Genomic DNA, 25,696 nt, shown 5'->3' with positions numbered 1-25,696 from the left:
CTCACTCAAAGCTGACAGGTATATGAATCACTTCATAAACCTGACTTACTTTAGTGTGAGACTCTTGATACTTTCGCTATCTGATCCGAAGATCAGCTCGCTTCCATCAAGCGCCCACACTTATCGGCTGTTAATTTTTAAAGAGCGGTTCTGCGAGAAATTCGGCGTTGGCTTCGTTTCCCGGCAGCGCTGCGTTTTCAGCAGCAGAGAAGCGAGATTATGAACCGTGTTTCGCAGCGCGTCAACAACTTTCTGAACGACTTCGTTGCGACTGCGGGGTCCATCTTCCGTCGCCAGCCGTGCGCCCAACCTGCTGCACACCACCGACTCCGCTTCCCTCTCCCGCGCCGCGTTTCCGTGAGCGCGAAAGAGGCGTGATTCTATGCAGCCCGCCCCCTTCGCGCAAGGGGTTTGAAGAAACTTTTTTACAAAAGCCGAAAATTGGCCGTCCGGCCATGTCAGGGCACGAGACCGCTTATGGTGCAAAGAACGGACTAGAATGTGAGGTTCTTCGCCTCTTTCTATATACGTCTTTAATATGCGCCAGCGAATCGCCAAACGCCTCCCCCCCGATGCCGACAAACTGGTTGGTCTGTCGCTTGCGCTCTTCGCCTCGGGTAGCCGCATCGAGGATCGCTTCTGGGAAGCGAAGCTCGATGCGCTGCTCGCCAAGATTGTCCGCAACGGCAACCAGACCACGCTCGACGCAGCGCTCGACCATCTGCAGCAGAATCACCCCGACGCCTACGGCGCGCTCGCCGACATGGCCGAGACCCACAGCGAGTCGATGGTGATCGAGCACGACGGCCAGCCGTACGATGCGCTGCTGGTCGCCGTCCCGGTTCTCGCTTGGACACGCTACATGATTCCGTCCGGCCCCCTCAAGGGTGACGTGGCCGACGCGCTGCGTACGCACCTGCAAGCTCATGTCCTTGCGAACGGCACGCTCGTCGGGCTTGCCCCGTTCCTCTACAGCATCGACCAGTTGCCACGGCATCACGTCGAGACCTACCGCCTTGCCCAGCAGCTCGCGCATTCGGCGATCGGCCAGCACGCGCCCAAGCTCAGCTTTGGCGACCTGCCCGAAACCTCGCCGATCCTGGCCGACCCGCGCTTCCTGCTCGCCGTCGTCGCTGCGCCCGCCGGCGCGCCGCTGTTCCGCTGGCAGGAAGAAGAAAGCGGCAGCCGGATCGAGCGCGGTCAGTGCCTCGAACAGTGGACGGCCCAGGGCGGCCCGAATCTGTCGATCGCGCTGCCCGGATGCGAGTTCGAGTGCCTGCTTCCGGACGCGTACTACTCGGCCTGCCGCGATGCGGACGAGCGCATCCGTCCGCACACGGTGCGAACCGCCATTCGTTATCTTTTCGACACACTTGGTACGGCACCGCAGGAACTGCGCGCGGTGGTCGCCGGCTTCGGCGAACGCCGTATCGACGAATACCGTGTCGGCTTCACGCGGCGTGCGAGCAACGATGTGATCTATGGTGTCGTGTGGCCGCTCTACGGCCGTGAAAACGGCGACGTGTCGATCGACAGCGCAACGCTCGAGGGCGAGGCGCCGATTGAAGGGCCGCTCGAGGAAATCGTGAGCCTGCTGAAGGAATGCGGCGTAACCGACGTCCGCCGGCACGCAGGCCGCTTCGAACCCGAATATTGCGATGACTGCGGCGTGCCGCTCTACGCAGATCCGCTCGGCGAAATCGTCCATGCGGAAATGCCGGAAGACGCGTCGCCCGCCCAGCCACACTTCCACTGACCCGCACCGCAGGCCCGAACGGCCTGCCCGCTCGAAGCCGCTCCCGGTTCCCGCCGGAGCGGCTTTTTTCTTGTCCGATATTCCGTCGCCGAAAATTTCGGACTTTTCCTAAGCCTTTCAGCCAAGCAGACATCGTGTAAGGTCTTTGTCATCATCGGGACCAACGCATGCCCGACAGCAGATCAATGACTGACCCTTATGGAGGTTGAATATGCGATTCCTGGTGCTCAATTCAGACGCCGAACGGCGTGACGGACTGAAGGCCCTGCTGCGGCAGATCGACCGTCACGCCAGCATCAACGATGCGCCCGACGGCTTCCAGGCGCGCCGGCTGCTGCGCACCCAGCGTTTCGACCTCGTCGCGATCGACTGGCTGGACATCGGCCGGCTGAGCGAACTGCAGGCACTCTGCAGCGCCTGCTCGCCGACGCCCGCGGCCGTGCTGATCGACGAAGCCTCGCCGGAAGCCATCCAGCGCTTCTTCAACTACGGTGTCGCAGGCGTGATCCCGCATTCCACGCGGCCGCACCTGATCGTGCGTGCGCTCGAGATGGTCCTGCTGGGCGGACACTACATCCCGCCGATCGCCCTCCGCCTGCTGCCCTCCACAGCTGCGGCGCGCCACGATGCCCATTTCCAGACGCTTGCCGGATCGCTGCCCCGCCGCCCGCCAAGCGGCCTGTTGTCGCCGAGGCAAGCGCAGATCATGCGCTTCGTCCACATGGGCAGCACGAACAAGATGATTGCCCGTACGCTCGGCATCAGCGAGGGCACCGTGAAAATTCACCTCGCCAGCATCTTCCAGCAACTTGGCGCCGTCAACCGCGCCGCCGCGGTCGCGATCTACAACGGCTGGCTGTCGCCGCACCTCGAAGTGCTGCTGGCGAACCGCAACCGCGCGCGCAAGCCGCCCATCGGCGAACGCAGCCCGGCTCCGCTGCGCACGCAACGGAACGATCATCCGTACCCGTTGCCGACCGCGCATGCCGGCGCGCAGGACCTGCCGCTCGCCGCCGAGCCGCGGGCACGGTTCCGGCGCGAGCGCTAGCAGACAGTCTCGATATCGCGACGGTCGGCATGTGCGGATTCCCACCTTTGATGCTCAACGAGTAATATGAACGCATGGGTTTTCTTTTCACACCGCTTCCGCTCTGGGTTGGCATCGGTGGCTGGATCGCCGCCGTGGCGCTGCTCGCGCTCGCGATCTGGAATCGCCCCTTCGTGCGCCTCCAGGACGCCACACTCCAGCACGTGTGGCTCGCGCTCGTCACCGCGATCGCGGTCCTGTGGGCCTCGAATGCGTGGCTCGACGATGGCATCGTCATGCATCTGCTTGGCGCAACGCTGCTCGTCACGCTGTTCGACTGGACGCTCGCGCTGATTGCGATGGGCGCCGTCACGGCGGTCGCCGCGATCATCTTCGACGCGCCGTGGCAGGGCATTGGCCTGACCTATCTGATCTACGGTGCGCTGCCTGTTGCCGTGTCGGCGTTGCTGCAGCGCGCCGCGCTCGCATGGCTGCCGCACAACCTCGCGTCGTTCATCACCGGCCAGGGATTCCTGTCGCCGGCCATTGCGATCATCGCGGTCGCCACAGCAGCAGCCGGCGTCCAGCTCGCCCTCGCGGATGGCGTACCTGTCGTGATTCCTGCCGGCTATCTGTTGAACACGGCGCTGCTCGCGCTCGGCGAAGCGTGGTTCACCGGTATGGCGACAGCACTCATCGCCGTCTATCGCCCTGCGTGGGTCACGACCTTCGACGTCCGGCGCTATCGCCTCGGCGGCCCGCGCGCCTGAAATTCCTTCGGATGGGGGCACCGTCAGCACGTGCCGGCGGCATCTTCCGCAGCGCGGGAGAATAGGCCATCTACTGCCGCACAACTTTTTTACGCTAAGATTGAACTCCTGTTCTTCATCGGGCATCTATACGTGCCCGATGTCTCCTTCGCACCTCACCAATAACCAGATGGACAGCTCACCTGCCTCGCTCCGGATTCTCCGGGCGTTCGGCAAGCTGGCAGCCTGTGTCGCGGGCCTGTCGCTTGCGCTTCCGACACCGGTATTCGCCGACCTGCTCGACCAGCGCTCCGAACTGATCAACAAATTCGTCAACGAAATGCATGCCGATCCGCTCGCGGCCGATTGTGCGGCGCATGGCAGCTTCATCGCCAGCACGTCGTCGGCCTTCGACCGCGTCGACTTCGCGCCGAACGCATTCGACAGCGGCAACGCGACGATCACGCCGTGGAACGACTCGTTCGACCAGGGCAAGCAGCACGTGAAGGTCGACAACATCGTCACGGTCGACGGACTCGGCGTCCACAGCGACGGCAGCGACCCGACGCCGCTGAAATTCCGTTGCGGCTATGTCGGCCAGCAAATGCTCGCGTTCAGCTGGAACGACCCCGTTCCGCCGCTGAAGCCGCGCGTCGAGCGCTCCACGTCTTCGACGAAGAAGTTCAAGGGCAAATCGCACCGAGGCAAGGCAAAGGCGAAGGCATCAGGCCGCACCGGCAAGAAGGCCGTCGCGACGAAGAAATCAGGCGGCCAGACGAAAGCCGTGAAGAAGAAAACCGCGAAGAAGTCCTGATCCGACGAAGCGGCAACGACAGAAGCAAAAAAGCCGGGGCATCCGGAGATGCCCCGGCATTTTTTCATGCGACGGCGATACGCTTACGCGAACGTGTCGACGTGCACAAGGATCGCGGCCAGCATCGCTGCACCGAGCGCCGCGCTGCGCTCACCGTTCCAGCCGACACGCTCGTCGGGCAGGTTCGCGTTATCCTTGAACGGCATCTCGAGCGTCAGCGACAGGCAGCCGAACTGATGGCCAATGTACTTCGACGCGAGCTTGAGCGCGTCCTCCTTGTACTTGCTCGCCGCATAGCCATGCTCGGTCTGGAAGTCCGGGCTCGCAACCTTGAACGCGTCGATGAACGCAGCCTGCTCCTTGCCCTGCTGCTCGGTAAAGCTCGGCAGCATCTCCGAACCGGCAACGAACACGTACGGCAGATCCTCGTCGCCGTGAATGTCGAAGAACATGTCGCAGCCGATCGCGTGGATCGCATCGCGCACGGCCAGCACCTCGGGGCTGCGCTCGGCATCGGGCGTCATCCATTCGCGGTTCAGGTTCGCACCGGCCGCATTGGTGCGCAGGTTGCCGTGCACGCTGCCGTCCGGGTTCATGTTCGGGACGATGTAGAACGTCGCGCGATCGTAGAGCTTGCGCGCGACCGGATCGCCGGCCCAGTCGCCCCATCCGGCCAGCCGCTTGACGAGGCCTTCGACGAACCACTCTGCCATCGTCTCGCCCGGATGCTGGCGCGCGATGATCCACACCTTCTTCTTCGGCGCACCGTCGGTTTCCGGCGTGCCGAGCGACAGCAGCGACATCGGGCGGCCTTCGACCGTGCGGCCGAGCTCGACGACGCTCGCCTGCGGCAACTGCTGGACCGCACCGAGAAATGCCGCGTGACGCTCTTCCGAGTACGGTTCGAAATACGCGTAGTAGATGCTGTCGAACTCCGGCGTATGGTCGATGGTCATCGTCTTGCCATCGAACGTCGTCGGCACGCGGAACCAGTCGACCCGGTCGTAGCTCGCCACCGCGCTGTAATTGCGCCAGCCGGACGGATAGGCGCATTCGGCCGCGTTCTCGAACGTCATCACGCACCGCTCGCCGCGGGCGCCCGTCAACCGGTAGTAGAACCATTGCGCGAATTCCGAGCGGCTGTCGCCGCGCACGCGCAGCCGAATCGCATCGGGGCTGTCGCACGACACGACGTCGATTGCGCCTGCGTCGAAATTGCTGGTGATCGAAAGGGTCATCTGCCTCTCCTCTGTCGACCGGAGTTAGTGCTCTAGCGCTTACTCCGGTCCCATGCAAAGCTGTCGACCGGAACGGGCGATGTGCCGCTTGTCCGGCCTCATGCATGCGCCGGCCGTCTCGTGAACGGCCGGCATGGTCACTCGCCGACTCGCCGGCGATATACGTAAGTCGAATCGTTCGACGCAGCCGCGTCGAACGCATAGCCCTCCATCGCGAATTCCTTCAGCGCTTTCGGCTCGGTAATACGGTTCTCGACGATATAACGCGCCATCAGGCCGCGCGCACGCTTCGCATGGAAGCTGATGATCTTGTAGCGGCCGCCCTTCCAGTCCTCGAACACCGGCGTGACGACGGGTGCGGCCAGCAGTTTCGGCTTGACCGACTTGAAGTACTCGGTCGACGCGCAGTTGACCAGCACGCGCGCCGCGCCGCTACGCGTCTCGAGCTGCTCGTTCAGCGCCCGCGTGATGCGGTCGCCCCAGAACGCGTACAGATCCTTGCCGCGCGCGTTCGCGAAGCGCGTGCCCATCTCGAGCCGGTACGGCTGCAGCAGGTCGAGCGGGCGCAGCAACCCGTACAGGCCCGACAGCACGCGCACATGATGTTGCGCATAGTCGAGATCGGCGGACGACAGCGATTTCGCGTCGAATCCTTCGTAGACGTCGCCGTTGAACGCGAGCACGGCCTGTTTCGCATTGGCCGGCGTAAAGGTCGGCGACCAGTCCGCGTAGCGCTGGAAGTTCAGGCGCGCGAGCGGATCGGAGATATCCATCAGCGACGCGATGTCCTGCGGCGAAAGCTTGCGCAGGCCGTCGATCAGCTCGGACGCGTCGTCGACGAATGCAGGCTTCGTGTAAGACTGGACGTGCGCGGGCGTATCGTAGTCGAGGGATTTGGCGGGAGAGAGAACGATTATCATAGAGGCTCGCTGGCACGCCGTGCCTTGCGGTCAGACGAAAACCACCGATTGTAACGAATGACCCGCTCTCTCGCTCCGCACGCCGCACGCCGCGTCGTGCTCGACTCGAACGTCTGGATCGACATCCTCGTATTCGACGACCCCGCTACGCGCCCGATCCGGGCCGCACTGGAACGCGGCGCGCTTGCCGCCGTGATCGACGGCCGCTGCCTGACCGAACTCGAATACGTGCTCGATTATCCGCAGTTCCAGGCGCGTGCGATCGACAAGGCCACCGCGCTCGCGACCGTCGCCCGCCTCGCGAGCCTCGTCGAACCGCCGCCCGTCGATGCCGACGCGCCGCCGCTGCCGAAGTGCAAGGACCGCGACGACCAGAAGTTTCTCGAACTCGCCCGCGCCGCGCAGGCCGAGTGGCTCGTCTCGAAAGACCGCGCACTGCTGAAGCTCGCGAAGCGCACCGCGCGCGATTTCGGCTTCCGGATCGCGCAACCCGCGCCGTTTGCCGAGGCCTGCGCACTCGATGGCGCGCCGACCTCCACTGCCACGCCGGCCTGACACCTGCGGCACCACCCGATTTCGACCGTATCGATGAACGCTCCTTCAGACATGCCAACGACTCCCGTTTTCCCCTCGCGCCTGCCGAACGTCGGCACGACGATCTTCACGGTCATGAGCGCGCTTGCTGCCGAAAAAGGCGCCGTGAACCTCGGCCAGGGCTTCCCGGATTTCGATTGCGATCCGCGCATCGTCGACGCGGTCGCGGCCGCGATGCGCAACGGGCACAACCAGTATCCACCGATGGCCGGTGTCGCGCCGCTGCGCGACGCGATCGCCGACAAGATCGCGCAGGTCTACGGCTGGCGCTACGATCCGGCCACCGAAATCACGGTGACGGCCGGCGCGACGCAGGCGCTGCTGACGGCAATCCTGTGCGCGGTGCATCCGGGCGACGAAGTGATTGTCGTCGAGCCGACCTACGACAGCTACCTGCCGTCGATCGAACTCGCGGGCGGCAAGCCGGTGTTCGTTACGCTGGAGGCGCCCGACTACGCGATCCCGTTCGACCGTCTTGCAGCCGCGATCACGCCGAAGACGCGCATGATCCTGATCAACACGCCGCATAACCCGACGGGCACCGTGTGGCGCGAGGCGGACATGCGCAAGCTCGAGGAGATCGTGCGCGGCACCAACGTGCTGATCCTGTCGGACGAGGTCTACGAGCACATGGTCTACGACGGCGCGCGCCACGAGAGCGTCGCGCGCTATCCGGAACTCGCCGCACGCAGCTTCATCGTGTCGAGCTTCGGCAAGACCTATCACGTGACGGGCTGGAAGGTCGGCTACGTCGCGGCGCCTGCCGCGCTGACCGAGGAGTTCCGCAAGGTGCACCAGTTCAACGTATTCACGGTGAATACGCCGATGCAGTTCGGGCTCGCCGACTACCTGCGCGACCCGGCACCGTACCTGTCGCTCGCCGGCTTCTACCAGAAGAAGCGCGACTTCTTCCGTACCGGCCTCGAACGCACGCGCTTCAAGCTGCTGCCGTGCCCGGGCACGTACTTCCAGTGCGTCGATTACTCGGCGATCAGCGACCTGCCCGAAGCGGACTTCTCGAAGTGGCTCACATCGGAGATCGGCGTGGCCGCCATTCCGGTGTCGGCGTTTTATCACGAGCCGCACGAATCGGGGGTCGTACGATTCTGCTTCGCGAAGCAGGAAAGCACGCTCGCATCCGCACTCGAACGGCTCGCCCGCCTGTAAGTCCCGCACGGGCGGCCATGCGCCGCCCGGCCGGAAAATCGCGCTTACGAACGCGCGCCGCTCGTCGCGTCGATATACGCCTTGCGTTCGGCTGCCACGCGCTGCGCGGCAGCGCGCTCACCGACCTTCTTCGCGTGAGCCTTCCAGTCGATGCCCGCATCGAGCAGGAAGTCGCGTCCGAACACGGCCTTCGTCGCCATCCCGATGACCGGCAGATGGATCGATGCGGCGATGTCCGCGAGGCTGAACGACTCGCCGAGCACATACGGCGAAAACCGCGTCATCTGCTTGAACGCATCGATCGCACGCGGCAGGCGCTTCTCGACGTGCGCCTTCATGCCATCGCTGACCTTGCCGCCGAAAAACGCCTCCGTATAGACCTCGCGCGCCATCCATTCGAGATACAGCTCGAGCGTCTCGACCAGTTCGCGCACCTTCGCAGCCGCGAACGGCCCCGCCGGAAAAATGGCTTTCTCGGGATAACGCGCCGCCAAATACTCGATGATCACCTGCGACTCGAACAGCGCGCCCTCTTCGGTCCTCAGAAACGGGATCTTGCCGAGCGGCGAATCGGCGAGCTGTGCCGGATCGCTGATCGGCAAACCGCACACCGACTCCTCGAACGGGATGTCGTGCTCGAGCAGGACGAACTTCACCTTGTTGTAATAGTTGGACAACGGAATACCGCACAGCTGTAGCATCGGAGTCTCCTTCCTTGCTGGAGCGCGGCCGCAACGACGCCGGCCGCATCGGGATTCGTCGCGCTGAAAAGCACGTTCGTGCTAGTCTAAAGCAAGTTTCCCGCCGTCACGACAACATTACATCCGCTGCGGCAGCAGTGCCGCCTGTCCACGCAACATGTACGGCGCCGCAGCCTCGCCGTCCGATGGAGACACGCTCGCATGAGTGCTGAACTGCTGGCCTCGCGTCCGCCCGAGAGCGATTCGACGCTCGTCCTCACGCTATCCAATCCCGGTGCGCGCAACGCACTGCATCCCGACATGTACGCGGCCGGTGTCGAAGCGCTCGCCACTGCCGAGCGCGATCCCGGAATCCGCGCGGTCGTGCTGACGGGCGCCGATCGCTTCTTCTGCGCAGGCGGCAACCTGAACCGGCTGCTCGACAACCGCTCGAAGGATCCGTCCTACCAGGCCGACAGCATCGATCAGCTCGGCGCATGGGTGACGGCGATTCGCGAGTCGACGAAGCCGGTGATCGCGGCGGTCGAGGGCGCCGCGGCCGGCGCGGGCTTCTCGCTCGCGCTCGCATGCGACCTGATCGTCGCCGCGCACGATGCAAAATTCGTGATGTCGTACGCGCGTGTGGGCCTGACGCCCGACGGCGGCGGCTCGTGGTTCCTCGCGCGCGCGCTGCCGCGTGCGATCGCGGCCGAGATCCTGTTCGAAGGCAAGCCGGTCGCGGCCGAACGCCTGCATGCGCTCGGCGTGGTCAACCGGCTCGCCGCGCCAGGCGCGGCGCTGACCGACGCGCTGGCATGGGCCGATGCGCTCGCCGGCATCTCGCCGAATGCGCTCACGCGCATCAAGTCGCTGCTCGACGACGCGGCGATGCAGCCGCTCGAGCCGCATCTCGGCACCGAGCGCGACCATTTCGTCGCGTCGCTGCATCATGCGGACGGGCTCGAAGGCATCACCGCGTTTCTCGAGAAACGCCAGCCCCGCTACAAGCGCTGATCCGACGATCCATGCTCTAATGGCCGCCTGTCTCGGCGCGCTGCCGGCGCCGCTTTCGCGCATGCAACCAAGGAGTTGACGATGATCGACGTCTATAGCTGGGCGACCCCGAACGGCCACAAGGTGCACATCATGCTCGAGGAAACGGGCCTCGCCTATCGTGCCCTTCCGGTCGATATCGGTGCGGGCGACCAGTTCAAGCCCGAGTTCCTGAAGATCAGCCCGAACAACAAGATCCCGGCGATCGTCGATCCGGACGGCCCCGGCGGCAAGCCGATCTCGTTGTTCGAATCGGGCGCGATCCTGATCTACCTCGCGGAGAAGACCGGCAGGTTCCTGCCAGGCGATCCGGCTGCGCGCTATGCGACGCTGGAGTGGCTGATGTTCCAGATGGGCGGTGTCGGCCCGATGCTCGGGCAGGCGCACCATTTCCGGCTGTACGCGCCGGAACAGATCGAGTACGCGGTCAACCGCTACACGAACGAAGCGAAGCGCCTGTACAACGTGATGGAAAAGCGCCTCGGCGAATCCGAATATCTCGCGGGCGACGCGTACACGATCGCGGATATTGCGACGTTCCCGTGGACGCGCTCGTGGCAGAACCAGGGCATCGTGCTCGACGAGTTACCGAACGTGAAGCGCTGGCACGAGGCAATCGCCGCGCGACCGGCCGTGCAGCGCGGCGTCGAAGTGCTCGCGTCGATGCGCAAGGCGCTGCAGGACGACAAGGCACGCGAGGTGCTGTTCGGTGCGACGCAATACGCAAAGCACTGACACGCACGTGACGGGCGGAGCGGCATCCGTGCATGCTGCCCCGCGCTTCAGAAGTAGTGCAGCGTGATGAATTCCGCCGCGCAGACCAGCAGCGGCGCGTCGGGACGCTCGGCCTGCATCGACACCGACCACGTCACCTGCATGCCGCCCTGCGCGGCCTCGGCGGTTTCCTTCACCGCGAACAGCGCGCGCACGCGCGCACCGACCGGCACCGGCTTCAGGAACCGCACGCGGTTCAGTCCGTAATTCACGCCCATCTTCTGCTCGAAGCGCATCGCGTCGGTCATCAACGCGGGAATCAGCGACAGCGTCAGGAACCCGTGCGCGATCGGCCCGCCGAACGGCGACTCGCGCCGCGCACGTTCAGGATCGACGTGAATCCATTGATGATCGCCGGTCGCGTCGGCGAAGCCGTCGACGCGTTGCTGGTCGATCGCGACCCAACCGCTCGCGAGCGGCTCCTCGCCGACACGCGCGTGCAGCGCCTGCGCCGATGCGATCAGCGGCAATGTCACGTCGGTCATGCGTTCGTGCCTCTCGGATCGCGCAGCCCGAAAATCACCTTGGAATGCACGGTGATCACCGTCTCGCCGCTACCGTTGATGCCGACCCACTCCGTCGATACGATGCCGCGATCGGGCTTGCTCTCCGAGACGCGCTTGTCGTGGATCTTCTGGTGCATCGTGATCGTGTCGCCGGCGCGCACCGGCTTGAGCCAGCGGATCGAGTCGATGCCGGGCGAGCCCATGCTGGTCGAGTCCGGCCCGAGCTTCTTGATGAGCAGGCTCATGAACACCGAGCACGTGTGCCAGCCGCTCGCGACCAGTCCGCCGAACGGCGACGCCTTCGCCGCCTCCTCGTCGAGGTGGAACGGCTGCGGGTCGTAGCGTTGCGCGAACGCCTTGATGTCGTCGGGTTCGAACGTGTAGCGGCCCACTTCGGTGGTGCTGCCGACCACCAGGTCTTCGTAACTGATGCCCACTATGCGTCTCCTTGTTGGCGCGCTCACGCGTCGCCGTCATACCATGTCGGCTTGCGCGAAATCGGGCAGCGCCGCGATGCGGGCAAGATGATGATCGGTGTCGCCGAGCGTCGTCTCGATGATCGACAGCCGCTTGAACAGGTGGGCGGCGGCAACCTCGTTGGTCACGCCCATGCCGCCGTGCAACTGGACGGCCTGCTGGCCGACGAAGCGTGCTGCAGCGCCGACGCGCGCCTTCGCAGCCGATACTGCCTTGCGTCGCGCATCGGCATCGCCGCTCGCGTAACGCACCGCGGCCAGGTAGGTCAGCGAACGCGCCTGCTCGGCATGGATCAGCATGTCGACCATCCGGTGCTGCAACGCCTGGAAACGCGCGATCGGCACGCCGAACTGCTCGCGCGTCTTCGTGTATTCGACCGTCGCGCGATTCAGTTCGTCGAGCGCGCCGACCGCTTCCGCGCACAGCAGGAACGTCGCGTAATCGGCAACCTGCTCGAGTGCCGCCGCATCGCGCGCACCACCCGTCAGCAATCGGGCTGGCGTTTCATCGAACTCGAGCGTCGCCGCACGCTGGCCGTCGATGGTCCGGTAGTCGACCACCTTCGTGTTCGCCGCATCGCGCTCGACGACAAAGAGGCCGATGCCGCCGCCGTCGACGCGTGCAGGCACGATCCACGCGTGCGCCTGAGCGCCGTGCTGAACGACCGACTTGGTGCCGGTCAGCCGGTAGGTGCCGCCCTGCTCGCGTGCGTGCGTGTCGAGCTCGAACAGGTCATAGCGCGCATGCGGTTCATGGAATGCGACCGCCAGCCGCTTCTGCCCCTGTGCAACCGCCTCGAGCAGCGCGGCATCGTCGCCTGCGCCGGAGCCGGCGATGCGCAATGCCTCGACGCCAACCGCCGTTGCCCAGTACGGCTCGATCACGAGCGCGCGGCCGAGCGCCTGCATCGCAACCAGCATGTCGACCGGGCCGCCGCCGAAACCGCCCTGTGCGTCCGGCACAGGCAGCGCGGTCAACCCCAGTTCGGCAAACGCGCTCCATTGCGTGTCCGACACGCCCGTGTCGCTGCGCACGATGGCCTGACGCGCATCGAAGCCGTATTGCTCGTCGAGATAACGGCGCAGCGCGTCGGCGAACTGCTGCTGCTCATCGGTAAAGCTGAAATCCATGGTTGTCTCCGCTCCCGTTCCCTGATCACAGACCCAGAATCATCTGCGCGATGATGTTCTTCTGGATCTCGTTCGAACCGCCGTAGATCGACGTCTTCCGGTAATTGAAGTAGTACGCGGCAAGCGGCGCCGCATCGTCGTCGCCGGCGATGCTGTGCTCGCGCTGGCCGTCAAGGAACGGAACGTCGAACGGCGCGGCGAGCGGGCCGATCGCGTCGAACATCAGCTCGGTGAGCGCCTGCTGCACTTCGGTACCCTTGATCTTCAGCATCGACGCCTCGGGGCCCGGCCCCTTGCCGCTCGTCTCGCGGCTGACGACCCGCAGCACCGTCACCTCGAGCGCCATCAGCTCGACTTCGAGCGCCGCGACCTTCGCGGCAAACACGGGATCGGCAAGCAACGGCTTGCCGTTCTTGCGCTGGTTCGACGCCACGCGCTTCAGGAACGCGAGCTCGCGCTTCGACGCGCCGACCCGTGCGATGCCGGTGCGCTCATGGCCAAGCAGGTATTTCGCGTAGGTCCAGCCGCGGTTCTCATCGCCGACGAGATTCTCGACCGGCACCTTCACATCCTCGAAGAACACCTCGTTGACCTCGTGGTCTTCGTCGAGCGTGATGATCGGACGCACCGTGATGCCGGGCGTCTTCATGTCGATCAGCAGGAACGAGATGCCCTCCTGCTTCTTCGCGGCCGGATCGGTGCGCACGAGACAGAACATCATGTCGGCGTACTGGCCGAGCGTCGTCCAGGTCTTCTGGCCGTTGACGACGTAGTGGTCGCCCTGGCGCTCGGCGCGCGTGCGCAGCGACGCGAGGTCGGATCCCGAACCCGGCTCCGAGTAACCCTGGCACCACCAGTCGGAACCATCGAGAATGCGCGGCAGATAGTGGCGCTTCTGCGCTTCGCTGCCGTATTTCATCAGCACCGGCGCGACCATCGACACGCCGAACGGCAGCACGGTCGGCGCACCGATCCGCGCGCACTCCTCGTCCCAGATGTGCCGCTGCGTCGCGTTCCAGCCCGGGCCGCCGTATTCGGCCGGCCACGCAGGCGCGGACCAGCCGCGCTGGCCGAGAATCCGGTGCCAGCTCGCGAAATCCTCGCGGTCGAGTCGTTTGTGATCGAGTACCTTGGCGCGCAGTGCGTGAGGCAGGTTCGCCTCGAGCCAGGCGCGGACGTCGGCGCGGAACGCGTCGTCGGCGGGGGAATAGTCCAGATCCATGCGCAGTGTCTCCTGGCCGCGGCCGTCCGGCCGGGCAAGGACCCACTGCGGACGTCATTGCAGCGGTTCTTTCAGCACGGCAGGAATCGGCAGCGGCATCACGTCGATGCCTTCTTCAACCAAGGATTGCGCATCTTCCGGCGTCGTGACGCCACGGATGCTGCGTGCCGGCGCCTCGTTGTAATGGATGCGCCGCGCTTCCTCGGCGAAGCGCTCGCCCACGTTCTCGGTCTTCTCCAGCACCTCGCGCAGCGCGCGCATCACCTGCGCCTGCAGCGCACGCGGATCGGCCGGCTGTGCCTGCGTCGCGCCCGACAGGTTCAGGCGCGGCGCCGACGGCAGACGGTTGACCTCGGTCGTCCCGCACACCGGACATTCGACCAGCTTGCGGGACAACTGCGCTTCGAACTCATCGGCGGAAGCGAACCAGCCTTCGAACCGATGACCGTGCGGGCACTGTAAATCGAGGACCTTCATGCTGAATCAGGGCGTGTGACGAGTGTAGCGCAAAAAGCGGTTTTGTGAACGATCGTGCTAAATCCCGATCGCGCGATGCGAAAGCACCGCGTCACCGGATTGTAACGCGGCGCCCCACCCGCCGCTGACGCCACGCTCAGGGCGTCAGGACCGGCCCGAGCGGCCAGGTGCCGGACAACACCTTGTCGAGCCACATCGTGCCGATGATCGTCTTCACGTCGGAGATCTGGCCCGTGCGCACCCATTCCTGCAGGTCGGCTTGCGTGGCGATGAAGGTTTCGAGGAATTCGCCTTCGTCGAGCTTGCGCTCGCCGGCCGTCAGCCCGCGTGCGAGGTACAGGTCGATGAATTCGGTCGAATAGGAAATGATCGGGTGAATGCGGGCCAGGAACACGTATTCGCGCGCCGTGTACCCCGTTTCTTCGCGCAGCTCGCGTATCGCGCACGCAAGCGCGCCTTCGTTCGGATCGAGCTTGCCGGCCGGGAATTCGGCCATCACCTTGCCGATCGGGTAGCGGTACTGGCTTTCCATCAGCACGCTGCCGTCGTCGAACAGCGGGATCACCATCACCGCGCCCGGGTGCTGGACGTATTCGCGCGTCGCCCTTTTGCCGTCCGGCAAACGGACGGTATCGCGCTTGAGCTTGAGGAACGAGCCGTCGAAGATCGCCTCGCTTTCGAGGCAGGTTTCGGTCAGTGCGGCGTCGTGATTGGGTAGTTCGGCCATCGGCGGCTCCAAGAGTGAGCGCGACGGCCGAAGCCGTCAGCGTCGTTTGACGAGATACTGGAACGTGAAGCCGGGAAACGCGAACACGATGAAGAGACTGAACGTGATCGCGTAAAACTGCCAGCCCTGTTCGAAGCGGTTGCCGGCGCGCGACTCGAGCCAGAAGCCGAGCGCGCCGACGATGAAGTACAGCACGATCAGCTCGCCGATCCGCACCCACGCACTCTTCTTCGCCGTGCCGAACGGCACGACGGCGAAGAGACGTTGGTTCAGGAACGGCAGGTTGGCGCACACGAACGCCAACAGCACGATAAACCAGCCGGCTGCCGACATTACAGCGGAAGCGTGTGACGAATCGCCTGCAGGCAGGCCGTCAGCAGCGGGCTCGGGATCAGGCCGAGCACGACGACCGCAAGGCCGTTCAGCACGAGGATCGTGCGCTTGCAGAAATCAGCCGAGATCGGCGTCGAATCCTGCGGTGCATCGAAGTACATCAGCTTCACGATGCGCAGGTAGTAGAACGCGCCGAACAGCGACGTGATCACGGCCAGCACGGCCAGCCACGTGAGGCCCGCGTTGACGGTTGCCTCGAGCACGGCGAGCTTCGCGTAGAAACCGACCGTCGGCGGAATGCCTGCCAGCGAGAACATCATGACCATCATCACGAACGCGAACACCGGGCTACGCTTGTTGAGGCCCTTGAAGTCGTCGATCGTTTCCGCTTCGAAATCGCGGCGCGCGAGCAGCATCACCACGCCGAACGAGCCGAGCGTCGTGATCAGGTAGACGATCGCGTAGAACATCGCCGAGCTGTATGCGTTCGCCGGTGCCGCCGCGTCGCCCTTCACGATGCCCGCGAGCAGGCCGAGCAGCACGAAGCCCATGTTCGAGATCGCCGAGTAAGCGAGCATCCGCTTGATGTTGCGCTGGACGATACCCGTGATGTTGCCGACGATCAGCGACAGCGCGGCGAGGATCACGAGCGCGGTCTGCCAGTTCTGTGCGAGCGGCAGCAGGCCCATCACCAGGAAACGCAGGCCCCATGCGAACGCGGCAACCTTCGGGCCGCCGCCGACGAACAGCGTCATCGCGGTCGGTGCGCCCTGGTAGACGTCCGGCACCCACATGTGGAACGGCACGGCGCCGAGCTTGAACGCGATACCGGCGACGATGAAGACCACGCCGAACATCAGCACGGCTGCGTCGGTGTTGCCGCCGACCGCCTTGTACACCTCGCCCAGCTCGAGCGAGCCGGTCGCACCGTAGAGCATCGAGATGCCGTACAGCACGAAGCCCGACGCAAGCGCGCCCAGCACGTAGTACTTCATCGCGGCTTCGCTCGACTGCGGAGCGTCGCGGCGCAGCGCGATGACCGCATACAGCGACAGCGACATCAGTTCGAGACCGAGGTACAGCGTCAGGAAGTTGTTGCCCGACACCATGACCAGCTGCCCGAGCAGCGAGAACATGCCGAGCAGGAACACGTCGCCGCGGAACATGTCGCGGTCTTCGAGGTACTTGCGCGAATAGACGAGCGAGATCGCGAAACCGAACGACACGACAGCCTTCATCATGCTCGCGAACGAGTCGACGACGACCATCTTCGAGAAGAAGTAGTACTGCTGCGGGTCGAGTGCCTGCACCGCGAACCACACGCCGGCGACGACCGACGAGACGACCGCGATCAGATAGGTCAGGCGGCGGCCGGAAGCACCGGTAAAGGTGTCGTTCAGCCATGCGACGACGATGGCGGCCATCACCAGCGCGTCAGGCAACAGGACATTCATAGGAGCATTCATGATCTTGGTTTCCTCCGCTCGCGATTACTGGGCCAGCGGCAGCTTCGACTGCGCGACGTGTGAGAGGAGGTTTTCCACGGAAACGTGCATCACGTCCGTGAAAGGCTTCGGGTACAGGCCCATCAGCAGCGTGAACGCGGCAAGCACGGCCAGCATCAGGAATTCGCGGCGGCCGATGTCCTTCAGCTTGGCGACGTGATCGTTCGCCACCGCGCCGAAGTACACGCGCTTGTACATCCACAGCGTGTATGCAGCGCCGAGGATCAGCGTGAACGCCGCGCCGAATGCGATCCAGAAGTTGTACTGGACGGCCGCGAGAATCACCATGAACTCGCCGACGAAACCCGACGTACCTGGCAGGCCGCAGTTGGCCATCGAGAACAGCATCGCGAATGCCGCGAACTTCGGCATCACGTTGACGACACCGCCGTAGTCGGCGATCTGGCGCGAGTGCACGCGGTCGTACAGCACGCCGATGCAGAGGAACATCGCGCCCGACACGAAGCCGTGCGAAATCATCTGGATGATCGCGCCTTCGACGCCGAGCTGGTTGAAGATGAAGAAGCCGAGCGTGACGAAGCCCATGTGCGCGATCGACGAATACGCGACCAGCTTCTTCATGTCCGCCTGCACCATCGCGACGAGGCCGATGTAGATCACCGCGATCAGCGACAGCGAGATCACGACGGGCGCCAGGAAGTGGCTCGCGTCAGGCGTGATCGGCAGCGAGAAGCGCAGGAAACCGTACGCGCCGAGCTTCAGCATGATCGCGGCCAGCACGACCGAGCCGCCCGTCGGCGCTTCCACGTGCGCGTCCGGCAGCCAGGTGTGCACCGGCCACATCGGCACCTTCACCGCGAACGCAAGGAAGAACGCGATGAACAGCAGGATCTGTGGCGTCATCGCGATCTTCGCGTTCTGCCACGTCGCGAGGTCGAACGAGTGCGTTTCCGTGTACAGGTAGATCAGCGCGACCAGCATCAGCAGCGAGCCGGCCAGCGTGTACAGGAAGAACTTGAATGCCGCATACACGCGGTTCGGGCCGCCCCACACGCCGATGATGATGTACATCGGGATCAGGGTCGCCTCGAAGAACACGTAGAACAGCAGGCCGTCGGCCGCCGAGAACACGCCGATCATGATCCCGGACAGGATCAGAAAGGCCGCGAAGTACTGCGCGACGTTCTCGGTGATCACTTCCCACGCGGAGATCACGACGATCACCGTGATCAGCGCGGTCAGCACGACGAACCACATCGAGATGCCGTCGACGCCGAGGTGATACGCGATGTCGAAGCGTTCGATCCAGGTCGACTTCTCGACGAACTGCAGCGCGGCCGTGCTCGAGTCGAAGCCGGTGATCAGCGGAATCGTGACCGCGAGACCGAGCAGCGAACCGATCAGCGCGACCCAGCGGGCCGTCCCCGGATTTTTGTCGTTACCCACCGCGAGCACGAGGAGGCCGAAAACGATCGGCAGCCAGATCGCGGTACTGAGAATCGGAAAAGCGTGCATTAAGTTGTCCCCCCGCCTTATTTGCCGCCGAGCGTTACAAACAGGGTCAGGAGCCCCAGCATGCCGATGATCATGGCGAACGCGTAGTGATAGATGTAACCGGATTGGAGGAAGCGGATCACGCTGGCGAACCAGCCGATGAATCGGGCGCTGCCGTTGACGAGGCCGTCGATCACCACGACGTCACCCTCCTTCCACAGGCCGCGGCCGATCGCCACCGAACCGCGGGCGAACACCACTTCGTTGATCTTGTCCATGTAGTACTTGTTGTCCAGCAGCGTGTAGATCGGGCCGAACGCGCGGCGGATCGACGCCGGCAGCTCCGGACGCTTCAGGTACAGGAACCATGCGACGACGACACCGGCGAGCGCGAGCCAGACCGGCAGGCCCGACACCGAGTGCAGGCCCATGCTCCACCAGTTGCTGAACTCATGGCCCATTTCCTCGAGCGCCGGGTGGTTTTCGCCGATGAAGATCACCTTGTCGAACGCAACACCATGCTGGAAGAAGTCGCCGAACAGCATCGGGCTGACCGCGATCGCACCGATGATCACCGACGGGATCGCCAGCAGGACCAGCGGCACCCACACGACCCACGGGGTCTCGTGCGGCTCGTGCGCGTGGTCGTCATGGCCATGGCCGTGGTCGTCGTGGCCGTGCGCGGCCGCCATGCCCATCGGCGATTCCGGATGCTTCGGCTTGCGGAAACGCTCTTCGCCGTGGAACACCAGGAAATACATGCGGAACGAATACAGCGCCGTGACGAACACGCTCGCGACGACCGCGAAGTACGCGAAGCCCGAACCCGGCAGGTGCGACAGCTTCACCGCATCGATGATCGAGTCCTTCGAGTAGAAGCCCGAGAAGAACGGCGTGCCGATCAGCGCGAGCGAACCGACGAGCGACGTGATCCACGTGATCGGCATGTACTTGCGCAGGCCGCCCATGTTGCGGATGTCCTGGTCGTGATGCATGCCCATGATCACCGAGCCCGCGCCGAGGAACAGCAGCGCCTTGAAGAACGCGTGCGTCATCAGGTGGAACAACGCGACCGGGTACGCGGACACGCCGAGCGCGACCGTCATGTAGCCGAGCTGCGACAGCGTCGAATACGCGACCACGCGCTTGATGTCGTTCTGGATGATGCCGAGGAAGCCCATGAACAGCGCCGTGATCGCGCCGATCACCGTGACGAACGACAGCGCGGTGTCCGACAGCTCGAACAGCGGCGACATGCGCGACACCATGAAGATGCCGGCCGTCACCATCGTCGCCGCGTGAATCAGCGCCGAGATCGGGGTCGGGCCTTCCATCGAGTCCGGCAGCCACACGTGCAGCGGGAACTGTGCCGATTTACCCATCGCGCCGATGAACAGGCAGATACAGGCGACGGTCAGCAGGCCCCAGTCGGTGCCCGGGAAGTGCAGGCTCGCGAGCTCCGCGCGCTTTGCGAACACTTCGCCGTAGTTCATCGAGCCGGCGAATGCGAGCAGCAGACCGATGCCGAGCAGGAAGCCGAAGTCGCCCACGCGGTTCACGAGGAACGCCTTCATGTTCGCGTAGATCGCGCTCTCACGCGTGAAGTAGAAGCCGATCAGCAGGTACGACACCAGACCCACCGCTTCCCAGCCGAAGAACAGCTGCAGGAAGTTGTTGCTCATCACGAGCATCAGCATCGAGAACGTGAACAGCGAGATGTACGAGAAGAAGCGCTGGTAGCCGTCTTCTTCCGCCATGTAGCCGATCGTGTAGATGTGCACCATCAGCGAGACGAAGGTCACGACGACCATCATCATCGCGGTCAGCGAATCGACGAGGAAGCCGACTTCGAGCTTCAGCGTGCCGACGTTCATCCATTCGTAGACGGTCGCGTTGAAGCTCGCGCCGCCCATCACGTCGAAGAAGACTTTCGCCGACAGGAGGAACGCGATCATTACGCCGAGGATCGTGATCCGATGTGCGCCCTTGCGCCCGACTGCGTTCCCGAACAGCCCCGCAATCAGCGAGCCGGCCAGCGGAGCGAGCGGAATCGCCAGCAGCAGGTTTTCATTGAGTGTCGTTGACATAACAGCGTTGCCTGAAATTAACCTTTGAGCTGATCGAGATCCTCGACATTGATCGTGTCGAGCTTACGGAACAGGGTCACCAGAATCGCGAGGCCGATCGCGGCTTCCGCTGCGGCGACCGTCAGCACGAAGAACACGAAGATCTGGCCGTGCACATCGCCGAGGTAGTGCGAAAACGCGACGAAATTGGTATTCACCGCCAGCAGCATCAGTTCGATCGCCATCAGGATGATGATGATGTTGCGGCGGTTCAGGAAGATCCCGACGATCGCGATCGCAAAGAGGATCGCGCCGAGCACGAGGTAGTGAGCAAGAGTCAACATGGTTTTCTTTTCTCCGCTTAGCCGTTGGTGCTCGAACCGGCTTCGCTCTGCGCCGTTTCCGGCTGCGGCTTTTCCGCTTCCATCTTCACGAGGCGCACGCGGTCGTTGCGGCGCACCTTGACCTGATCCGACACGCGCTGGCGCTTGCTGTCCTTGCCCTTGCGCTCGGTCAGCCCGATTGCAGCAATGATCGCGACCAGCAGCACGAGGCCGGCGATTTCGAACGCGAAGATGTAGTCGGTGTAGATCACCTTGCCGATCAGCCGCGTGTTCGACCAGTTGGCCATCTCGCCCGTCGCCATCGCGTGCACCGTTTGCGTGTCGCCGTAGCCGCGCCACAGGATCAGCGCGGTCTCGATCACGATGATCGCGCCGACCACGGTCGCCATCGGCACGAAGCGCTTGAAGTCGCGGCGCAGGTAATCGATGTTGATGTCCAGCATCATCACGACGAACAGGAACAGCACCATCACGGCGCCCACGTACACCAGCACCAGCAGGATCGCGAGGAACTCCGCTTCCAGCAGCATCCAGATCGCGGCGGCGTTGAAGAACGCCAGCACAAGGAAAAGCGCAGACGCCACCGGGTTGCGCGAAGTGATCACCTTCAGCCCTGATACCACCAGGAGCAGCGCGAAGATGTAGAACAGTACGGTCGTGAATTCCATGATTACCGGTTCATCGTTAGGCCATAGTCAGGCGCGGCTTGCGGGACGCCCGCACCCGTCGCGGCGGCTCGGCCCGTTCATGCCGGGCCGGCACTGCAAACACAATCAACGATACGGCGCGTCGGCAGCCCTCGCCGCAGCGATGTCCTTCTCGTAGCGATCGCCCACCGCAAGCAGCATTTCCTTCGTGAAATACAGGTCGCCGCGCTTTTCGCCGTGGTACTCGAGAATCTGCGTCTCGACGATCGAATCGACCGGGCAGCTCTCTTCGCAGAAACCGCAGAAGATGCACTTCGTCAGGTCGATGTCGTAGCGCGTCGTCCGGCGCGTGTTGTCGGCGCGCGTTTCCGATTCGATCGTGATCGCCATCGCGGGGCACACGGCCTCGCACAGCTTGCACGCGATGCAGCGCTCTTCGCCGTTCTCGTAGCGGCGCAGCGCATGCAGCCCGCGAAAACGCGGCGAAATCGGGGTCTTCTCTTCCGGGAACTGCACGGTGAACTTGCGCTTGAACGTGTAACGACCGGTCAGCGCGAGCCCCTTCAGCAGCTCGGTCAGGAAGAAGGTCTTAAAGAAGTGTTGGATAGCCGTCATGATTTCGTCCGATTACTTCACCCAGATGTTGAGCGGCGACATCATCCAGAAGCCGACCACGACCACCCAGATCACCGTGACGGGCAGGAACACCTTCCAGCCCAGGCGCATGATCTGGTCGTAACGGTAGCGCGGGAACGTCGCGCGGACCCAGATGAACACCGACAGCAGTGCGAAGACCTTCAGCACCAGCCAGAAGACGCCCGGAATGAACGACAGGAACTCGAACGGTGCATCCCAGCCGCCGAGGAACAGCGTCGCAGCCAGCGCCGAGATCACGATCATGTTGATGTACTCGGCGAGGAAGAACAGCGCGAACGCCATGCCCGAGTAATCGATCATGTGACCGGCAACGATTTCCGACTCCCCTTCCACCACGTCGAACGGGTGGCGGTTCGTTTCGGCGATGCCCGAGATGAAGTAGACGACGAACGCCGGCAGGAGCGGCAGCCAGTTCCACGACAGGAAGTTCACGCCGTGGCCCGCGAAGAAGCCATGCTGCTGCGAGTTGACGATTTCCGACATGTTCAGGCTGCCGGCCGTCATCAGCACGAGCACCAGCGCGAAGCCCATCGAGATTTCGTACGAGACCATCTGCGCCGCGGCGCGCATCGCGCCGAGGAACGCGTACTTCGAGTTCGACGCCCAGCCCGCGAGGATCACCGCGTACACGCCGATCGACGAGATCGCCATCGCGTACAGCAGGCCCGCGTTGATGTTCGCGAGCACGGCCTGCGCCTGGAACGGGATCACGGCCCACACGGCGAACGCCGGCACGACGGTCATGACCGGCGCGATCAGGTACAGCCAGCGGCTGGCGGCGCTCGGCTGAATGACTTCCTTCAGCAGCAGCTTCAGCACGTCGGCGATCGGCTGCAGCAGGCCGCCGGGGCCGACGCGGTTCGGACCGAGACGCACGTGCATCCAGCCGATCAGCTTGCGTTCCCACAGAATCAGGTACGCGACGCACAGCAGGATGACGACGGAGACGACGAGGATGCGCACGACTGCCCACACCGTCGGCCACGCGACGCCGAGAAGCTGGGCTCCGCCCGCGTTGATCGTATCGAACAAGCTCATTTACGCCTTCTCCACCACCAGTTCACCGGACAGGCTGCCGAGCGCTGCGCCGGCAGGCGTCGCCGCCGACACGCGAACGACCGTCTCCGCAAGATTCGCGTCGCGCACGGCCGGCAACTGCACCGCACGCTCGCCCTGGCGCACGCGCACGGCGTCGCCTTCCTTCAAGCCCAGCTTGTCGAACAGCGCGGCCGGCAGGGCTGCGGCATTCGCCGCCTTCGCGGCGGCCGTCAGGTGCAGCGCACCTGCGCGGCGCACGAGCGCGTCGGCGTGATAGATCGGCACATCGGCCAGGCGCTCGAAGCCGCCGTTCGCGGCATGCGCCGCGACGCGTGCCGGCGCGACCGACGTCTGGTTCGACAGACGGCCCGCGACGCCTGCGTCGCCGAGCGCGGCGAGACGCACTTCTTCCGACGTCTCGTATTCGAAGTTCGGCAGGCCGAGCAGGCTGCCGAGCACGCGCAGCACCTTCCACGCCGGACGCGTATCGCCGAGCGGGCGCACGACGCCGTTGAAGCTCTGCACGGTGCCTTCCGCGTTGACGAACGTGCCGGCCGTTTCGGTGAACGGCGCAACCGGCAGCAGCACGTCGGCGTAGTCGAGGCCGTGCTTGAACGGCGACATCACGACGACCATCTCCGCCTGGTTCAGCGCGGCAAGCGCCTGCGCCGGATCGGCGGTGTCGAATTCCGGTTCGACGTTCAGCAGCAGGTAGCCCTTGCGCGGTTGCGCGAACGCTTCGCGTGCATTCAGGCCGCCTTCGCCCGGCAGCGCGCCGACGACGTGCGCGCCGACCGTGTTCGCCGCTTCCGTCAGGAAGCCGAACGTGGCGCCGGTGTTGTCGGCGATCCACTGGGCGACCGCGTGCAGCTTCGCGAATTCCGGATGGCGGACCGCGACGTTGCCGAGCAGCACCGCGCGGCGTTCGCCGTTCGCGAGCGACTGCGCGACCGCCTGTGCGGCCGGCGATGCCGTGATGCCCGCGAGCGTGTCGGGCAGCGCGACGCCGCGCAGTTGCGCGACGGCCGCGGCGATGCCGGCCAGCTCGTCGAGCCATGCGGACGGCGCGGCGACGATGCGCTGCGCGGTCGGGATCAGTGCGTCGTCACCGGTCGCATGCAGGAAGTGCAGCTTCGCGCCGTTCTTCGCGGCCTGGCGCAGGCGGGCGGCGAACAGCGGGTGATCGCGGCGCAGGAACGAACCGACAACGAATGCGGCGTCCACGTTCGACAGGTCGGCGATCGGCATGCCGAGCCACGGCGCGCCCTGCACCGGCGCCGAGAAATCCTGCTGACGCAGACGGAAATCGACGTTCGGCGTCTTCAGTTCCTGTGCGAGCTGCTTCACGAGGAACAGCTCTTCAGCGGTGCTGTGTGCGCTCGCTAGCATCGCCAGCGCGTTCGCGCCGTGATCCGCGGCGATGCCCTTCAGGCCCTTCGCGACGTATTCGAGCGCGGTCTGCCAGTCGGTTTCGATCCACTGGCCGCCCTGCTTCAGCATCGGCTTCGTCAGGCGCTCTTCGCTGTTGAGGCCTTCATACGAGAAGCGGTCCTTGTCCGAGATCCAGCATTCGTTGATCGCTTCGTTCTCGAACGGCAGCACGCGCATCACGCGATTGTTCTTCACCTGCACGACGAGGTTCGCACCGACGGAATCGTGCGGGCTCACCGACTTGCGGCGCGACAGTTCCCACGTACGGGCGCTGTAGCGGAACGGCTTGCTGGTCAGCGCGCCGACCGGGCACAGGTCGATCATGTTGCCCGACATCTCGGAGTCGACCGTCTTGCCGACGAACGTCGTGATTTCCGAGTGCTCGCCGCGGCCCAGCATGCCGAACTCCATCACGCCGGCGATTTCCTGGCCGAAGCGGACGCAGCGCGTGCAGTGGATGCAGCGCGACATTTCTTCCATCGAGATCAGCGGGCCCACGTTCTTGTGGAACACCACGCGCTTTTCTTCCGAGTAGCGCGACGACGACTTGCCGTAGCCGACCGCCAGATCCTGCAGCTGGCATTCGCCGCCCTGATCGCAGATCGGGCAATCGAGCGGGTGATTGATGAGGAGGAATTCCATCACCGACTGCTGCGCCTTCACAGCCTTGTCGGACTGCGTGTGGACGATCATGCCGGCCGACACGGGGGTCGCGCAGGCAGGCACGGCCTTCGGCATCTTCTCGACTTCGACGAGACACATCCGGCAGTTGGCCGCAACCGACAGTTTCTTGTGATAGCAGAAGTGAGGAATGTACGTATCCGCCTTGTGCGCAGCCTGGATCACCATGCTGCCTTCGGGCACCTCGACCTTCTTGCCGTCTATTTCAAGTTCAACCATGATGGTGAA

26 protein-coding genes are annotated in these 25,696 nt (G+C 64.3%); 8 read left to right on the top strand and 18 right to left on the bottom strand.

What is annotated here, in order from left to right; translation table 11 throughout:
* Positions 1–538: 538 nt before the first annotated feature.
* The 4 genes from JYG32_RS01335 (at position 539) to JYG32_RS01320 (ending at position 4,346) form a co-directional block, all read left to right on the top strand.
* Positions 539–1,756 carry a DUF2863 family protein gene (locus tag JYG32_RS01335; RefSeq protein ID WP_174381200.1) on the top strand — a complete coding sequence of 406 codons (1,218 nt, stop codon included), beginning with the start codon at positions 539–541 and terminating at the stop codon, positions 1,754–1,756.
* A gap of 211 nt (positions 1,757–1,967) precedes the next feature.
* Positions 1,968–2,804 carry a response regulator transcription factor gene (locus tag JYG32_RS01330; protein WP_213264420.1) on the top strand — a complete coding sequence of 279 codons (837 nt, stop codon included), beginning with the start codon at positions 1,968–1,970 and terminating at the stop codon, positions 2,802–2,804.
* Between the two features lie 74 nt (positions 2,805–2,878).
* Positions 2,879–3,553 carry an energy-coupling factor ABC transporter permease gene (locus JYG32_RS01325; protein WP_174381198.1) on the top strand — a complete coding sequence of 225 codons (675 nt, stop codon included), beginning with the start codon at positions 2,879–2,881 and terminating at the stop codon, positions 3,551–3,553.
* Between the two features lie 139 nt (positions 3,554–3,692).
* Entirely contained in the window at positions 3,693–4,346 is a 654-nt protein-coding gene (locus tag JYG32_RS01320) for a BspC domain-containing protein (protein ID WP_213264419.1), read from the top strand.
* An 83-nt stretch (positions 4,347–4,429) separates the two neighbouring features.
* Here JYG32_RS01320 and JYG32_RS01315 read toward each other — a convergent pair whose 3' ends face one another.
* Positions 4,430–5,584: a M14 family metallopeptidase gene (locus tag JYG32_RS01315; RefSeq protein ID WP_174381196.1), complete on the bottom strand. Its 1,155-nt coding sequence runs from the start codon at positions 5,582–5,584 to the stop codon at positions 4,430–4,432.
* 137 nt (positions 5,585–5,721) lie between these two features.
* A complete protein-coding gene (gene yaaA, locus JYG32_RS01310) occupies positions 5,722–6,504 on the bottom strand; it encodes a peroxide stress protein YaaA (protein ID WP_213264418.1) in 783 nt (260 codons plus the stop codon).
* A 57-nt stretch (positions 6,505–6,561) separates the two neighbouring features.
* Between yaaA and JYG32_RS01305 the strand changes: the two genes are divergently transcribed.
* Together JYG32_RS01305 and JYG32_RS01300 are read left to right on the top strand one after the other, a co-directional pair.
* The gene (locus JYG32_RS01305; RefSeq protein WP_213264417.1) at positions 6,562–7,059 is read left to right on the top strand and encodes a putative toxin-antitoxin system toxin component, PIN family; all 498 of its coding nucleotides are present in this window, start codon (positions 6,562–6,564) and stop codon (positions 7,057–7,059) included.
* A 33-nt stretch (positions 7,060–7,092) separates the two neighbouring features.
* A complete protein-coding gene (locus tag JYG32_RS01300; RefSeq protein WP_213264416.1) occupies positions 7,093–8,265 on the top strand; it encodes a pyridoxal phosphate-dependent aminotransferase in 1,173 nt (390 codons plus the stop codon).
* A 44-nt stretch (positions 8,266–8,309) separates the two neighbouring features.
* On the opposite strand, the gene JYG32_RS01295 is transcribed toward JYG32_RS01300, so the two are convergent.
* On the bottom strand, positions 8,310–8,966 hold the full coding sequence (locus JYG32_RS01295) for a glutathione S-transferase (RefSeq protein WP_213264415.1): 657 nt from the start codon (positions 8,964–8,966) through the stop codon (positions 8,310–8,312).
* A 201-nt stretch (positions 8,967–9,167) separates the two neighbouring features.
* Between JYG32_RS01295 and JYG32_RS01290 the strand changes: the two genes are divergently transcribed.
* On the top strand, positions 9,168–9,959 hold the full coding sequence (locus JYG32_RS01290) for an oxepin-CoA hydrolase, alternative type (RefSeq protein ID WP_213264414.1): 792 nt from the start codon (positions 9,168–9,170) through the stop codon (positions 9,957–9,959).
* An 81-nt stretch (positions 9,960–10,040) separates the two neighbouring features.
* Entirely contained in the window at positions 10,041–10,733 is a 693-nt protein-coding gene (locus tag JYG32_RS01285) for a glutathione binding-like protein (protein ID WP_174381190.1), read from the top strand.
* A gap of 47 nt (positions 10,734–10,780) precedes the next feature.
* Here JYG32_RS01285 and JYG32_RS01280 read toward each other — a convergent pair whose 3' ends face one another.
* From JYG32_RS01280 to nuoG, 15 genes are all read right to left on the bottom strand, one after another.
* Complete coding sequence (locus tag JYG32_RS01280) at positions 10,781–11,257, bottom strand: MaoC family dehydratase (RefSeq protein WP_174381189.1); 477 nt, start codon at positions 11,255–11,257, stop codon at positions 10,781–10,783.
* Positions 11,254–11,715, bottom strand: a complete 462-nt coding sequence (locus tag JYG32_RS01275; RefSeq protein WP_213264413.1) for a MaoC family dehydratase — start codon at positions 11,713–11,715, stop codon at positions 11,254–11,256. Before JYG32_RS01275 ends, JYG32_RS01280 begins: the two co-directional genes overlap by 4 nt.
* Positions 11,716–11,751: 36 nt before the next feature.
* A complete protein-coding gene (locus JYG32_RS01270) occupies positions 11,752–12,885 on the bottom strand; it encodes an acyl-CoA dehydrogenase family protein (protein ID WP_213264412.1) in 1,134 nt (377 codons plus the stop codon).
* Between the two features lie 25 nt (positions 12,886–12,910).
* Positions 12,911–14,107 carry an acyl-CoA dehydrogenase family protein gene (locus JYG32_RS01265; protein ID WP_213264411.1) on the bottom strand — a complete coding sequence of 399 codons (1,197 nt, stop codon included), beginning with the start codon at positions 14,105–14,107 and terminating at the stop codon, positions 12,911–12,913.
* 54 nt (positions 14,108–14,161) lie between these two features.
* Entirely contained in the window at positions 14,162–14,584 is a 423-nt protein-coding gene (locus tag JYG32_RS01260; protein WP_174381185.1) for a DUF1178 family protein, read from the bottom strand.
* 136 nt (positions 14,585–14,720) lie between these two features.
* Positions 14,721–15,311, bottom strand: coding sequence for an NUDIX domain-containing protein (locus tag JYG32_RS01255; protein ID WP_174381184.1), 591 nt, complete (start codon positions 15,309–15,311; stop codon positions 14,721–14,723).
* Positions 15,312–15,347: 36 nt separating this feature from the next.
* Positions 15,348–15,644 carry a DUF2818 family protein gene (locus JYG32_RS01250; protein ID WP_174381183.1) on the bottom strand — a complete coding sequence of 99 codons (297 nt, stop codon included), beginning with the start codon at positions 15,642–15,644 and terminating at the stop codon, positions 15,348–15,350.
* Complete coding sequence (nuoN, locus tag JYG32_RS01245; RefSeq protein ID WP_174381201.1) at positions 15,644–17,098, bottom strand: NADH-quinone oxidoreductase subunit NuoN; 1,455 nt, start codon at positions 17,096–17,098, stop codon at positions 15,644–15,646. Before nuoN ends, JYG32_RS01250 begins: the two co-directional genes overlap by 1 nt.
* A 36-nt stretch (positions 17,099–17,134) precedes the next feature.
* Positions 17,135–18,625: an NADH-quinone oxidoreductase subunit M gene (locus tag JYG32_RS01240; RefSeq protein ID WP_213264410.1), complete on the bottom strand. Its 1,491-nt coding sequence runs from the start codon at positions 18,623–18,625 to the stop codon at positions 17,135–17,137.
* A 17-nt stretch (positions 18,626–18,642) separates the two neighbouring features.
* Complete coding sequence (gene nuoL / locus JYG32_RS01235; protein ID WP_174381181.1) at positions 18,643–20,691, bottom strand: NADH-quinone oxidoreductase subunit L; 2,049 nt, start codon at positions 20,689–20,691, stop codon at positions 18,643–18,645.
* A 17-nt stretch (positions 20,692–20,708) separates the two neighbouring features.
* Complete coding sequence (nuoK, locus tag JYG32_RS01230; RefSeq protein ID WP_004185739.1) at positions 20,709–21,014, bottom strand: NADH-quinone oxidoreductase subunit NuoK; 306 nt, start codon at positions 21,012–21,014, stop codon at positions 20,709–20,711.
* A 17-nt stretch (positions 21,015–21,031) separates the two neighbouring features.
* Positions 21,032–21,682 (bottom strand): NADH-quinone oxidoreductase subunit J, encoded by a 651-nt coding sequence (locus JYG32_RS01225; RefSeq protein ID WP_096471386.1) that lies wholly within the window; start codon positions 21,680–21,682, stop codon positions 21,032–21,034.
* Positions 21,683–21,787: 105 nt separating this feature from the next.
* Entirely contained in the window at positions 21,788–22,276 is a 489-nt protein-coding gene (gene nuoI, locus JYG32_RS01220; RefSeq protein WP_174381180.1) for an NADH-quinone oxidoreductase subunit NuoI, read from the bottom strand.
* Between the two features lie 12 nt (positions 22,277–22,288).
* Entirely contained in the window at positions 22,289–23,356 is a 1,068-nt protein-coding gene (gene nuoH, locus JYG32_RS01215; RefSeq protein WP_174381179.1) for an NADH-quinone oxidoreductase subunit NuoH, read from the bottom strand.
* Positions 23,357–25,687 carry an NADH-quinone oxidoreductase subunit NuoG gene (nuoG, locus tag JYG32_RS01210; RefSeq protein ID WP_174381178.1) on the bottom strand — a complete coding sequence of 777 codons (2,331 nt, stop codon included), beginning with the start codon at positions 25,685–25,687 and terminating at the stop codon, positions 23,357–23,359.
* Positions 25,688–25,696 lie beyond the last annotated feature (9 nt).

It is taken from the genome of Burkholderia pyrrocinia, assembly GCF_018417535.1.
In the GTDB taxonomy this organism is placed as follows: domain Bacteria; phylum Pseudomonadota; class Gammaproteobacteria; order Burkholderiales; family Burkholderiaceae; genus Burkholderia; species Burkholderia pyrrocinia_E.
This window is presented reverse-complemented; position numbering and strand designations above follow the sequence as displayed.